Annotated in this window: 14 protein-coding genes; 10 read left to right on the top strand and 4 right to left on the bottom strand. The window is 59.7% G+C overall.

Features of this window, described 5'->3' with window-relative positions; translation table 11 throughout:
* Nucleotides 1–2: 2 nt before the first annotated feature.
* The 5 genes from MPN23_RS05230 to MPN23_RS05215 all read left to right on the top strand — a co-directional run bounded on the left by MPN23_RS05230 (nucleotide 3) and on the right by MPN23_RS05215 (nucleotide 5,361).
* Nucleotides 3–1,037, top strand: coding sequence for a potassium channel family protein (locus MPN23_RS05230; protein ID WP_243546545.1), 1,035 nt, complete (start codon nucleotides 3–5; stop codon nucleotides 1,035–1,037).
* 17 nt (nucleotides 1,038–1,054) lie between these two features.
* Complete coding sequence (locus MPN23_RS17190; RefSeq protein WP_424450066.1) at nucleotides 1,055–1,423, top strand: DNA ligase LigA-related protein; 369 nt, start codon at nucleotides 1,055–1,057, stop codon at nucleotides 1,421–1,423.
* Nucleotides 1,365–3,083, top strand: coding sequence for an NAD-dependent DNA ligase LigA (gene ligA, locus MPN23_RS05225; protein ID WP_424450065.1), 1,719 nt, complete (start codon nucleotides 1,365–1,367; stop codon nucleotides 3,081–3,083). Before MPN23_RS17190 ends, ligA begins: the two co-directional genes overlap by 59 nt.
* Nucleotides 3,084–3,111: 28 nt before the next feature.
* Entirely contained in the window at nucleotides 3,112–3,891 is a 780-nt protein-coding gene (gene dapB / locus MPN23_RS05220; protein WP_243546543.1) for a 4-hydroxy-tetrahydrodipicolinate reductase, read from the top strand.
* Between the two features lie 111 nt (nucleotides 3,892–4,002).
* Nucleotides 4,003–5,361: an MATE family efflux transporter gene (locus MPN23_RS05215; RefSeq protein ID WP_243546541.1), complete on the top strand. Its 1,359-nt coding sequence runs from the start codon at nucleotides 4,003–4,005 to the stop codon at nucleotides 5,359–5,361.
* Between the two features lie 7 nt (nucleotides 5,362–5,368).
* Here MPN23_RS05215 and MPN23_RS05210 read toward each other — a convergent pair whose 3' ends face one another.
* From MPN23_RS05210 to MPN23_RS05195, 4 genes are all read right to left on the bottom strand, one after another.
* Nucleotides 5,369–5,722, bottom strand: coding sequence for an Hpt domain-containing protein (locus MPN23_RS05210; protein ID WP_243546539.1), 354 nt, complete (start codon nucleotides 5,720–5,722; stop codon nucleotides 5,369–5,371).
* Nucleotides 5,723–5,736: 14 nt separating this feature from the next.
* A complete protein-coding gene (locus MPN23_RS05205) occupies nucleotides 5,737–7,188 on the bottom strand; it encodes an RtcB family protein (RefSeq protein ID WP_279388695.1) in 1,452 nt (483 codons plus the stop codon).
* A 122-nt stretch (nucleotides 7,189–7,310) separates the two neighbouring features.
* On the bottom strand, nucleotides 7,311–7,742 hold the full coding sequence (locus MPN23_RS05200) for an ACT domain-containing protein (RefSeq protein WP_243546538.1): 432 nt from the start codon (nucleotides 7,740–7,742) through the stop codon (nucleotides 7,311–7,313).
* A gap of 39 nt (nucleotides 7,743–7,781) precedes the next feature.
* Nucleotides 7,782–9,086 carry a phenylacetate--CoA ligase family protein gene (locus MPN23_RS05195; protein ID WP_243546537.1) on the bottom strand — a complete coding sequence of 435 codons (1,305 nt, stop codon included), beginning with the start codon at nucleotides 9,084–9,086 and terminating at the stop codon, nucleotides 7,782–7,784.
* 282 nt (nucleotides 9,087–9,368) lie between these two features.
* Here MPN23_RS05195 and MPN23_RS05190 point away from each other — a divergent pair, with 282 nt between their 5' ends.
* The 5 genes from MPN23_RS05190 (at nucleotide 9,369) to MPN23_RS05170 (ending at nucleotide 12,960) form a co-directional block, all read left to right on the top strand.
* Entirely contained in the window at nucleotides 9,369–10,103 is a 735-nt protein-coding gene (locus MPN23_RS05190) for a DUF547 domain-containing protein (protein WP_243546536.1), read from the top strand.
* Between the two features lie 81 nt (nucleotides 10,104–10,184).
* Nucleotides 10,185–10,769, top strand: coding sequence for a nitroreductase family protein (locus tag MPN23_RS05185; protein ID WP_243546535.1), 585 nt, complete (start codon nucleotides 10,185–10,187; stop codon nucleotides 10,767–10,769).
* Nucleotides 10,770–10,789: 20 nt separating this feature from the next.
* Nucleotides 10,790–11,161, top strand: coding sequence for a ribosome silencing factor (gene rsfS, locus MPN23_RS05180; RefSeq protein ID WP_243546534.1), 372 nt, complete (start codon nucleotides 10,790–10,792; stop codon nucleotides 11,159–11,161).
* A 19-nt stretch (nucleotides 11,162–11,180) separates the two neighbouring features.
* Nucleotides 11,181–12,710: a 2,3-bisphosphoglycerate-independent phosphoglycerate mutase gene (gene gpmI / locus MPN23_RS05175; protein ID WP_243546533.1), complete on the top strand. Its 1,530-nt coding sequence runs from the start codon at nucleotides 11,181–11,183 to the stop codon at nucleotides 12,708–12,710.
* Nucleotides 12,711–12,714: 4 nt separating this feature from the next.
* On the top strand, nucleotides 12,715–12,960 hold the full coding sequence (locus tag MPN23_RS05170; RefSeq protein WP_243546532.1) for a hypothetical protein: 246 nt from the start codon (nucleotides 12,715–12,717) through the stop codon (nucleotides 12,958–12,960).
* Nucleotides 12,961–13,011: the final 51 nt, after the last annotated feature.

The raw sequence follows: 13,011 nt of genomic DNA, 5'->3' as shown, positions 1-13,011 counted from the left end.
TCATGTTCAAGGTTGTGCACCAGAGGATGCTGCGGCTGCGGGCCAGACTGGGAACGCTGTGGAGCGTGGTTCTTGGTGTGGTGTACATGGTTCTGATCTTCAGCGTGGGCATTTCCTGGTACATGCTGATCGAGGACTGGGATTTGGCCAGTTCCTTCTACATGGTGGTCATCACGCTTTCCACGGTGGGCTTCATGGAAGTGCACCAACTGACCACCGAAGGCCGGATTTTCACGGCGTTCATGATCATGGCCGGTGTCGGCGGCTTCGTGTTCATTGCTGGTGCGTTCGCCCAGCTCATCATCGAGGGGCGGCTTCAGATTCTGTGGGGGAAGCGCAAGATGCAAAAGGAAATCAGCAAGCTCAAAGGGCATTACATTGTCTGCGGCTATGGCCGGATCGGCAGCATCGTGGTTCAGGAGATCATGCATGAAGGCCACCCCGTGGTGGTGGTCGAGCAGGACCCTGAACTGATCGACAAGATGGAACAGGAGGGCGTCCTGTGCATCGAGGGCGATGCCACGAGCGATGAAGTCATGATCATGGCCGGACTTTCTCAGGCCTGTTCGCTGATCACGGCGTTGACCAGTGATGCGGCAAACGTGTACGTGACCCTGACCGCGCGCCAGCTCAATCCGGATATCACCATTGTCGCCCGTGCTGGCGACAAGTCCCATATTTCCCGGCTGGAACTGGCCGGGGCCGACAGGGTCGTTCTGCCTAATTTCATCGGCGGGGTGCGCATGGCCCAGAACGTGCTCAGACCAACGGTGACCAATTTCATCGACCTTGCCGTGCGCGGGGGCATCGATCTCCAGATGGAGGAACTGCTGGTGTCGCCCGAGTCGGAGCTGGTGAACAAGGATTTGATCGAATCCCAGATTCGTCCCAGATACAATCTCATCATCATTGCCATCAAGAAGGAATCCGGCGACATGGTGTTCAACCCCGGTCCCAAGGAAGTGATTCAGGGGAATGACACGCTTCTGGCCGTGGGCAGGAAGTCCGGACTTTCGGAAATCAAGGAAATCCTTTAACATAATCAAGCTGAAATATGGTTTCATCCGACATTGTCCGCCGCGCAGAGGATTTGCGCGCGCGGCTTGAGTATCACAATCATCGCTACTACGTACTGGACGCGCCGGAAATCACGGACGCGGAATACGACGAACTGTTTCGGGAGCTTCAGGCTCTTGAAGCCGAATATCCGGAACTGGACGATCCCAATTCCCCGACCCGCCGGGTCGGGGGCAAGCCTGCCTCGGGTTTCGAGACCTACAAGCATGCCGAGCGGCTCTACAGTCTGGACAACGCCATGAATCTTGACGAGTGGAACGCGTATGCGGACCGCGTGGCCAAGACGCTTGGCAGGGACTCCCCTTGCCTACTGGGCCGATCCCAAGATGGACGGACTGGCCCTTGAGGTCATCTACGAGAACGGCGCATTCGTGCGTGCGGCAACGCGCGGCGACGGCAGCGTGGGCGAGGATGTGACCGCCAACATGCGGACCGTCATGAACCTGCCCCTGCGTCTGCGCGGCAATGATGTTCCGTCCCTGCTGGAAGTGCGGGGCGAGGTCGTCATGAAGAACCGCGAGTTTCAGGAACTCAACCGGCGGCAGGAGGAGGCCGGGGAAAAGGTGTTCGCCAATCCCCGCAATGCCGCAGCCGGTTCCATCCGCCAGCTCGACCCCAAGGTTGCCGCGTCCCGGCCCTTGCGGTTCATGGCCTATGGCGTTGGTCGGGTGCAATGGGCTTCGCCGCTCATGGCCTGGACCACGCAGCACGAGATAATGGAACGCCTTGGCGGCATGGGGTTCGAGATTCCGCCCCAGACCCGGCTTTGCGCATCCCGGAAGGAAGTGGCGGAGCATTACCGTCTGCTCATGGAAACGCGCGACTCCCTGCCGTTCGAGATTGACGGCGTGGTGGCCAAGGTGGACAGTCTGGAGATGCAGCGGGCCCTCGGATTCACCTCACGCGCACCGCGTTGGGCTCTGGCCCTGAAATTCCCGGCGCGGCAGGAATACACCGTGCTGGAGGAAATCCGCATTCAGGTTGGCAGGACCGGTGTTCTGACTCCGGTTGCCGAACTGCGGCCCGTGCGTTTGGCCGGGGTCGAGGTGTCCCGTGCAACCCTGCACAACAAGGGCTACATAGCGGAACACGATTTTCGCGAGGGGGATACCGTGCTCATTCAGCGGGCAGGCGACGTGATTCCGCAGGTTCTGTCCGTGGATTTGGAAAAGCGGCTGGAGCATTCCGTGGAGTTCGCCTTTCCGGATTCCTGCCCGGTGTGCGGGAGCGAGGCGCGCGAGGACGGCGAGGCCGTGCGATGTACGAATTCGGCCTGTCCGGCCAAGACCGTGCAGCGCATCATCCATTTCGTGTCCAAGGCCGGTCTCGACATGGAAGGCGTGGGCCGGACATGGGTGAAGAAGCTCGCTGAAAACGGCGTGCTCAATACGCCGGCTGATCTGTTCACCCTGACCAAGGCCGATCTGCTCAAATACGAGCGCATGGGCGACAAGTCGGCCGAGAAATTCATCGCCTCGGTGGAACGTGCCCGGGAAACGGCCCCGTTCTGGCGACTCATTGCCGGGCTGGGCATTCGACATGTGGGCGAGCAGACAGCCCGGATTCTTGCTTCTGCCTATGTTGATCTGGATGCGCTGGGCATGGCCACGCGCGAGGAATTGCAGGATCTGGACGATGTCGGTCCGATCGTGGCCGAGTCCATCCACGGATTTTTCGGAATGCCGGAAACGCAGGAACTGCTGGCACGGTTTCGCGAGGCCGGGTTCTGGCCTGTTGGCGGAGCCGAGGAGCCTGCGCCATCCGCGGAATCCCCGTTGTCGGGCAAGGTGTTCATCTTTACGGGAACCCTGCCGGACATGTCACGCTCCGACGCGCACAAGCTGGTGGAAGAACGTGGCGGAACCGCCGTGAAGTCCATCTCCAAAAAGGTGGATTACGTGGTTGCCGGGGAAAACGCCGGGTCAAAGATCGCCAAGGCCGAGAAACTCGGCCTCACGGTCATCGGTTTTGATGCCTTCATGGACATGGTTCGGCAAGGCGAGTAGTGTACTGGAAATTTCAAGGAGAGAGATAATGGCGACAAAGGTAGTGATTCTGGGAGCCAAGGGCCGCATGGGAGCCACGCTGGTCAATCTGGCCAGAGCTGACGAGGAACTGGAACTCGCCGGAGTGTGCGAGCGCCCCGGTCACAGCGACGGACTGGAATATCTGCATTGCGAGGTGGATGACGATCTGGACGCGCTTCTGCCCCGGACTCCGGGCGCGGTGATTGTGGATTTCACGGCTCCAGCAGCCACCGTTGCCAACGTCAAGGTCGCGGCGCGGCACGGCAATCCCGTGGTCATCGGTACCACGGGCTTGAACCCGGAACAGATGGGTGAAGTGCGTACGGTCGCGGAATCCCTGCCCGTGTTTCTGGCTCCGAACATGTCGGTCGGCGTGAACGTGCTGCTCAAGATTCTGCCCGAGCTGGTCAAGGCGCTTGGCCCGGATTACGACATGGAACTGGCCGAGATTCATCACAGGATGAAGAAGGATGCGCCCAGCGGCACGGCCCTGAAGCTGGCCCAGTGTCTGGCCGAGGCGCGTGGCTGGGAGTATGACGAGGTCAAGCAGCATTGCCGGGACGGTATCATTGGCGAACGGCCCAGAGAGGAAATCGGCGTGCAGACTTTGCGCGGCGGTGACGTGGTGGGCGATCACACCATGTATTTCTTCGGACCGGGCGAACGCATTGAAGTGACGCATCGTGCCCATTCCCGCGACACCTTTGCCTCGGGAGCGCTTCGGGCGGCCAAATGGCTTTCCAGTCAGAAGCCGGGCAAGCTCTACGCCATGGCCGACATTTTCTAGACTCCCTTCCGAAGGCTGGAATTCCGGCAACTTCGGGATGTTTCCCCGCGCCGCGCATTCTGGTGCGGCGCGGGTATTTTTTCCGCCTTGCGCGCGTGAACGAGGTGCGCCGTGTCCGATTCCCATGCTCACGGGGAACACCCCTTTGTCTCCTCTCCGAACAGGACGCTTGCCGGACTTGCGGTGCCTGTCCTGTTTTCCCTTGTGGCCGAACCTTTGACCGGTTTGGCCGATACCGCGTTCGTGGCCAGATTGCCCGGTTCCGAGCCCGTGGCTGCGCTGGGAATCGGGACCGTGGCCTTTTCCTCGATCTTCTGGGCGTTCACCTTTCTGGGCATTGGTACGCAGACCGAAGTGGCTCATTCCCTTGGCCGAAACGACCGGGGCCGGGCCGTGCGCGTGGCTTCCCTTGCCTCGGTGCTGGCCGCAGCCATTGGCGTGATCCTCATGATTGTCGCATTGCCACTGCTGGACTGGTTCTCCCTGCTGCTCGGGGCAAAGGGCGTGGTCGTAGACCATGCTGGGGAGTACATGCGCTATCGTCTGCTTGGTGCCCCCGGCGTGTTGGTTTCCCTGGCATGTTTTGGTGCGCTTCGTGGCATGGAAGACATGCGCACGCCCCTGTGGGTGGCCGTGAGCATGAATGTCCTGAATATTCTTCTGGATTGGGCGTTGGTGTTTGGCGTGGGACCGTTTCCGGCCATGGGCGTGGCCGGGGCGGCTGTGGCCAGCTCCATAAGCCAGTGGTTTGGTGCTGTTTGGGCGTTTCTCGCAGTCACGGTTCGTCTGGGGTTTCTGCTTGCCCCAAATCGTACTGAAGTGGGCAAACTGTTTTCCATCGGTGGAGATTTGTTTGTGCGCACTGGCATGGTGCTGCTGTTTCTGGCGTTGTGCACACGGGCGGCAAATGCGGCCGGAGCACATGAAGGTGCGGCGTATCAGGCCATCCGTCAGTTCTTCATTTTCGGATCGCTGTTTCTGGATGCGTTCGCCATTACCGGCCAGACTCTGGTGGGCTATTTTCTGGGACGTCGAAATTGGGCGCAGGCGCGGCGCGTGGCCGCATACGTGTGTTGGTGGAGTGTGGGCATGGGCGGACTTTTGTGCGTGTTCATGCTGTTTTTCCGGCAGGGGATCGCCACACTGCTGGTGCCACCGTCGGCCGTGCATGTGTTTTTCCCGGCCTGGACCGTTGCCGCACTGCTTCAACCCATCGGTGCATTGTCCTATGCCACGGATGGCATCCATTGGGGAACAGGGGATTTCCGCTATCTGAGAAACGCCATGATCGTGGCGTCCCTTGTGGGGGGAGGCGTGGTGTTCGGTCTGGAGCAGGTCGGGCCGGACAACGTGCTGGTTTACATCTGGCTGGCAACCATTCTGTGGGCCGGGATCAGGGCCGCATTCGGCCTTGTGCGGGTCTGGCCGGGGATCGGCAGGGCCCCCTTGGGACGAGGTGGGGTACGGTAGGGAGAAATCAGTTCTCTGCGAGAAAGTTGAACATGAACGCGTAGGCGTTCCGCATCTCGCTTTCCAGACATTGCAAATGCTTTTGCGCTGCCTGAAGGTCGTTTGATTTTGAAGCCTTTTCCAGAAGCAGACAACAGTCGCGCACGCGTTCCGCCCCCATGGTGGCGGCACCGCCCTTGAGGGCGTGGGCCAGCATTCGCAGTTCCTTCACGTCGCCCGAGTTCAGGGCATCGCGGATTTTCCGGATGCGCTTCGGCTCCTGCGAAATGAAAACCGTGAACATTCGTTTCAGGAACGGATGCTTGCCGGCCATGGACGCCAGAAAGCGGCTGTCTATGACTTCCTTTTCCACTTCAACCATCTGGAAAACTCCCTTTACCCCTTGACGCACACCAGGGGGAGCACTTTCGCTACCGGTATGACCAACCCCGCCCCGGTGGCGGAAGCAACGACTTCATCTATACATTTATACGCGTCGGGAGCTTCTTCGGCAATACCTTTGCTTGAAAAACTGCGAACGAAAATGCCGTTGTGGCGCAGGGAATCGGCCACATCGCGACCCTTGAACCGCTTTTTTGCCAATGTCCGGCTCATGACCCGCCCCGCGCCATGGCAGGCGGACCCGAAACTGCGCTGCATGGCTTGCGCGGAGCCTGCCAGAATGTAGGAGGGCGAGCCCATGCTGCCACCCACCAGTACGGGCTGTCCGGTCTCGCGGAATTCTCCGGGAATGTCCGGATGCCCCGGACCGAACGCCCGGGTTGCGCCCTTGCGGTGCACAAAGACCGTTTTCCGTCTGCCGTTGACCTCGTGCGTCTCGATCTTGCAGGTGTTGTGGCACACGTCGTAGAGCTGGGAAAGAGTGGATCCGGGGAACACCGTGTCGAAAGCCTGTCGCACCAGATGGGTGATGACCTGCCGGTTGGCAAGGGCGCAGTTGATGCCCGCCTGCATGGCTCCAAGATATCGCTGGCCCGCGTCGGAATGGATCGGGGCGCAGGCGAGTTCCCGGTTCGAAAGCGTGGCCGAAGCTGCTGCTTTCCGTTTTCTGTTCCTGCCTTTTTTCGGGGCGAGTTCGTCCAGAAAGTCCGTGCCGATCTGATGGCCGAGGCCACGCGAACCGCAATGAATGGAAACCACGGCATCCCCCTGCCGCAGCCCGAAAATCTCGGCTTTTGCGGGATCGAGAATGGATTCGACCCACTGGACTTCAAGATAGTGATTGCCGGACCCGAGCGTGCCCACCTGATCGCGGATGCGGGTCTTGGCATGGTCGGAAACGTGTTCCGGTGCGGCCCCTCGCGCATATCCGCCTTCCTCGGTACGCGTCAGGTCGCGGGCGGTTCCGAGTCCTTGATCCACGGCCCATGCAGCGCCACGGTAGAGCATGGCATCAAGTTCGTCTCCGGCAAGGATCAGTTTGCCGCCGCGCCCCACGCCCGACGGCACGGCCGAGAACAGGGTCTCGGCAAGCGTCTCCTGCCGGGAGATGATGTCATCGCGCGTCAGGCCCGTGAGCAGGGTCCGCACGCCGCAGGCGATGTCGAATCCCACGCCGCCCATGGAGACCACGCCACCTCTTGCCGGATCGAATGCAGCCACTCCGCCGATGGGAAAGCCGTAGCCCGAGTGCGTGTCCGGCATGGCATAGGCCGCGCCTGCAATGCCGGGCAGGCAGGCCACGTCCCGAAGCTGGCTGACTGCGAGTGCATCCATGTCGCGGATCAGCGGTTCGCTCGCATAAATGATCGCGGGCACATTCATGCCTTCGGAACAGGGCAGATGCCATTCGAATTCACCGTGCTGGATCAGGGGCAGTCGCTTCATGGTGTCCGCTCCTTCATGAACGGTCAGGATACGGCATCGGCAGGAAGGCGGCAACGCGTATCGCACGAAAAAAGGGGACCGGTGACCCGATCCCCTGTTGCTTCGATTCGTTCGATCAAGGGCTAGAGCTTGTAGAGCGTCGCGCCTTCGATGATCTTGATGTTGTTTTTCTGCAGGACTTCGATGCCCTCGTCCGTGCGGTCGAAGCGGAAGATCAGCACGGCGCTGTTGCCGCTTTGCTGCACGAATGCGTACATGTATTCGACATTGATGTCCGCATCCTGAAGCAGATGCAGAATGTTGTTCAGACCACCGGGCTGGTCATCCACCTCCACGGCCACGACCGAAGTGCGGCCAACGGTGAATCCGTTTTCCTTGAGCTTGTCTCTGGCGGCCTCGAAATCCGAAACGATGAGGCGCAGGATGCCGAAGTCCGAGGTGTCGGCAAGGGAGAGGGCGCGGATGTTCACGCCCGATTCGCTCAAAAGGCGAGTGACTTCGGCCAGACGTCCGGCCCGATTTTCCAGAAATATGGAAAGTTGATCTACTTTCATGGTGCTTCCTCGCTGTTTGCGTGAGCGCCGATGGAGCGGCTACTGTTCGTTCCTCTTGTCGATGATGCGCTTTGCCTTGCCCACGGAACGCTCTATTCCCTTGGGTTCCACGAGTTTGACCTTGGCGGTGACGCCGAGGAATTCCTTGATGTTTTTCATTACCTTGGTTTCAAGACGTTGTAAATTTTTAATTTCGTCGGAGAACACGCCTTCGTTGATTTCCACCTGCACTTCCAGCGTGTCCAGATTGCCGATTCTGTTCACGATCAACTGGTAATGCGGGCTGAGTCCGTCGGTTTCCAGAAGGATGGATTCGATTTGGGACGGGAACACGTTGACGCCGCGAATGATGAGCATGTCGTCGCTGCGGCCCATGATGCGGTGCATGCGCGCTGTAGTGCGGCCGCATTTGCAGGGCGTGGTGTTGAGAATGGTCAGGTCGCGGGTGCGGTAGCGTATGAGCGGGATGCCTTCCTTGGTCAGGGTGGTGAACACGAGTTCGCCGGGTTCGCCCGGAGGCAGCGGTTCGCCGGTTTCGGGATTGATCACCTCGGCCAGAAAATGGTCTTCCTGAATATGCAGACCGTCCTGCGCCGCCTCGCATTCGATGGCAACGCCCGGGCCCATGATTTCGGACAGGCCGTAGATGTCCAGCGCCTTGATGCCGAGGCGTTTCTCGATGTCGCGGCGCATTTCCTCGGTCCATGGTTCTGCGCCGAAAATGCCGACGCGTAGCGGGAGCTGCTGCGGATCGATGCCTGCCTCCTCGGCGGTTTCGGCAAGGAACAGGGCATAGGACGGAGTGCAGCAGATGACTTCCGGGCCGAAATCCTTGAGCAGCATGACCTGCCTGCGGGTGCCGCCGCCGGAAACCGGAACCACTGCCGCGCCAAGGGCTTCCGCGCCGTAATGCACGCCGAGGCCACCCGTGAACAGGCCGTAGCCGTAGGCGTTGTGGATCATGTCCCTGGAGGTCGCGCCTGCCGCCATGAAGCTGCGCGCCATGAGCTGGCCCCAGGTCTGGATATCGCGGCGGGTGTAGCCCACCACCGTGGCCTTGCCCGTGGTGCCGGAGGAGGAATGGATGCGGACGATCTGGTCTCGACTGACTGCGAACAGGCCGAAGGGGTACTGGTCGCGCAGGTCCTGCTTCTGGGTGAAGGGCAGCCGCTTGAGGTCGTTCAGAGAGCGGATGTCCGACGGCTTGATGCCTTTTTCATCGAATTTTTTCCTGTAGAACGGGACATTGGCGTAAACCCGTTCGCACAGGGCCTGCAATCGTTTGAGCTGAAGGGCTTCCAGCTCTTCCCTTGGCATGGTTTCATTCTGTTCGTCGTAAATCATCCTTTTCTCCTTGATTGGTCCCGGCGCAGCGTGGCGAAAAAAAAGGCCACGGACTTCTGCCCGTGGCCTTTTCGAATTGACGTTACAACACGTACTCTATCCACGAGCTCTTCTTGGCAAGTCGGTAAAAAAGAAAAAGCTGGTGGCGATCGTTTTTTGCATAACCGAGAAGATGCACAAACCCGGCCCGGGCGTCAAGAGCTTTATGCTCGCGAATTTCTAACCGGAATGCGCCGTGTTTCATGGTATGCAGACGACATGTGCATCAAAAAGGCAAGACATGTGTGGCTGTTGTTTTTTTTCGGCTTGTGGCCGCTCTCCGCATGGGCCGGGGTGGACAATGCCCTGTATGCCGAACTGCTTGCGAATCATGTGCACGGCGGGCTGGTGGACTATGCCGGACTCAAGGCGGACCGCGCCGGGCTGGATGCGTATCTGGATCATTTGGCCGAAGTGCGGCCCGGCGAACTGTCCCGTGACGAACAGATGGCCTTTTACATCAATCTGTACAATGCCCGGACCCTGCAACTGGTGGTGGACAACTATCCGGAGATCGAGACCATCAAGGATCTCGGAGGATTGTTTTCCTCGCCGTGGAAGGAGGACATCGTGCGTCTGGATGGCAAACTGGTCTCTCTGGACCATCTGGAGCACGACATCATCAGGCCCGTGTTTCAGGACGAGCGTGTGCATTTCGCGCTCAACTGCTCGGCGCGGAGCTGTCCGCCGCTGTTTGACAGGCCGTTCGAGGGGCGCAGGATCGAGGTGCAGCTCGAACGCGTGGCCCGGGCCTTTGTCAATGATTCGGAGTTCAATCGACTTGATGGGGGCACCCTGTACGTCAGTCGGATTTTCAAGTGGTTTTCGCGGGATTTTCCGCCGGACCTGATTGGCTGGTTTCTGGATTATGCTTCCGGAGATTTTCGGAAGGAACTGGAAGAACTGGTGCGAAACGGCGATCGGCCCGGAATACGCTACCTTGATTATGACTGGTCTCTGAACGATGCCGGGCGGTGACGTTCGGGGGGCTCCATTGTCATCATTGCGCTACCTGTCGCAATCCTTTACATTCCGGGTACCGAACGTCAGGAGGCGGAAATGGATTTCAAGCAGCTTGTCACGGCGAGCCGAAGCATTCGCCGTTTCGATCAGTCCCGACCTGTCAGCGAAGAGGTCTTGTGCGAACTGGTGGACATGGCCCGGCTCACGCCGTCCGGCCGCAATTCCCAGCCCCTCAGGTACGCGGTGTGCTCGGGACCGGAAATGTGCGACGCCATTTTTCCCCTGCTTGGCTGGGCCGGATACCTCAAGGACTGGCGTGGCCCGGAACCGGGCGAACAGCCCACCGGGTATGTGGTCGTCATGCTGGACAGTGATGTTCAGGATTCGCCGGGGTGTGACCATGGCATTGCGGCGCAGACCATCATGCTGGGGGCGGCCCATCAGGGCCTCGGCGGGTGCATGGTCGGCACGGTGAATCGAAGAAAGTTGGCCGAACTGCTTGAATTGCCGGACAATCTGGAAATTCTGCTGGTGCTGGCCCTCGGCGTTCCAGCCGAGGAAGTCATTTTGGAATCCCTTCCCCTTGACGGGAAAATCGAGTATTGGCGCGATGAAACGGGACGCCATCATGTGCCCAAGCGGAGCTTGGAGGACATTCTGGTGATTCGGCGGTCCCGATAACGAACTGCAATGGTGGATGCATGAACAAGGAAAAGAAGTATCTGGTCATGGAGAGTGGCGACAAGGCCAAACTCGTGGCCGACTGGCTGGATGAGAAACAGGGCGAGGACATCGTGATGCTGGACGTGAGCGGATTCAGTTCCGTGACCGATCAGGTGCTTGTGGTGTCCGCCCGCGGCATGAAGCACGCTCAGGCCCTTGCCGATCATTTGCTTGATCAGGCCAGGGAGAAGACCGTGGAATATCTGGGCATGGAAGGCTACCGTTCCGCAGAATGGCTTCTGGTGGACCTGAACGACGTGGTCGTGCACATCTTTCAGAAGGAACTCAGGGGATTCTACAATATCGAAGGCATGTGGGCCGAGGCTCGCCGAACCGATTACACTGCCTAGCCGGGCAGGGGGAACGCGTATGTCCGAGTACACGAAAACACTGCTGCTGATTCTGGATGGCTGGGGCATTGCTCCGGACGGCAAGGGGAACTGCGTACGCAACGCGGCCACGCCGTATCTGGACAGTCTGTTCGACGCCTATCCGCATGCCAGCCTGCAATGTTCGGGCAGGGCCGTGGGCCTTCCCGACGGATTCATGGGCAATTCCGAGGTCGGCCACATGAACATCGGCGCGGGCCGAGTCGTGTATCAGGACATGACCCGCATCGATCTGTCCATCGAGGATGGATCCTTTTTCGAGAATCCCGCGTTGTTGGACCTCATGAAGCGGACCAGGGACGGCAGCGGGCGGTTGCATCTCATGGGACTGGTCTCGGACGGTGGCGTGCACAGCCATCAGAATCACATTGACGCGCTTTTGGAAATGGCTCGGCAGCAAAAGGTTCCCGAGGTGTTCGTGCACTGCTTCATGGATGGTCGCGATACGCCGCCCACAAGCGGATTTGGCTATGTGGAGCGGCTGGAACAGACCATGAAGCGACTTGGCGTGGGACGCGTTGGCGTGGTTTCCGGCCGATATTGGGCCATGGATCGCGACAGGCGTTTCGAGCGAAACGAGATTGCGTACAAGGCGTTGGTGGATCGCGACGCGCCCGAACGCCCGGATGCGCTTTCCGGCATCCGGGCGGCCTATGATGCTGGTGAAACCGATGAATTCATCAAGCCGTTCGTGGTTCGGGGCGTGGATGCGCAACTGGGCGACGGAGACGGTCTGTTCTTTTTCAATTTCCGTGCGGACCGTGCCCGACAGATCAGCCGGGCCATATTTGAACGGGATTTCAGCGAATTCGAGCGCAAGCGCGTGCCCGAGCTGGCCGGCTTTGCCACCATGACCCGGTATGAGGCCGCGTTTCCGCTGGCCGTGGCGTTTCCGCCTCAGACGTATGAGGACACGCTCGGCGAGATGGTGTCCAAGCTCGGACTCAGGCAACTCCGTATTGCCGAGACCGAAAAGTATGCGCATGTCACCTATTTTCTGAACTGCGGCCGTGAGGAGCCATTTCCGGGCGAGGATCGGGAACTGGTGCCTTCCCCCCGCGAGGTGGACACCTACGACCAGAAACCCGAGATGAGCGCACGGCAGGTATCCGATCTCCTTGTGCAAAAGATGGATCAGTATGACCTGTGCGTGTGCAATCTCGCCAATCTGGACATGGTGGGGCATACCGGCATCATCGAGGCGGCGGAAAAGGCGTGCATTGCCGTGGACGGCTGCGTGCGGTCCATTGTGGAGCGTATGCTGGAGCTGGGCGGTCGGGTGCTGCTGACGGCAGACCACGGCAATGCCGAAGAGATGATCGACGCAAACGGCGGTCCGCAGACCGCGCACAGCACCAATCCCGTACCGCTGGTCTACATCGAGCAGGGCAGGGAGGCTGCCCGGGTGCATTCCGGCATTCTCGGCGATCTGGCCCCGACCATACTTTCCCTGTGGGGCGAGTCCCTGCCCGGGGCCATGACCGGAAAGAATCTCATAGAACAAGGATAAGCCAATGATCGGCAACAACAGAAAGATAGTGAATCCGGTCAAGCCAACGGGCATGGAGATGATTTTTCTCTATCCGTGCCCGCATTGCGGAAGCGAGGTTCCGCTTCTCGCTCCGACCCGGCCTGCCATGGCTCAATGCAATGCCTGCCGTCAGGATTTTCCCATAGTGCCTGTGGACGACAAGGCCATTCGTTACATGAAGACCATCTATGCGGATGGCAAGGCTGCGGTGGACCCTGACTTTTTGTAGTCAGCAACGCGAATAATCATGCAAGACAGCCCGGCACGATTCGTGTCGGGC

This window comes from Pseudodesulfovibrio tunisiensis, assembly GCF_022809775.1.
Taxonomy (GTDB): domain Bacteria; phylum Desulfobacterota; class Desulfovibrionia; order Desulfovibrionales; family Desulfovibrionaceae; genus Pseudodesulfovibrio; species Pseudodesulfovibrio tunisiensis.
Note: the sequence above shows the minus strand (reverse complement) of the source record. Positions and strands in the feature narration are given on the sequence as shown.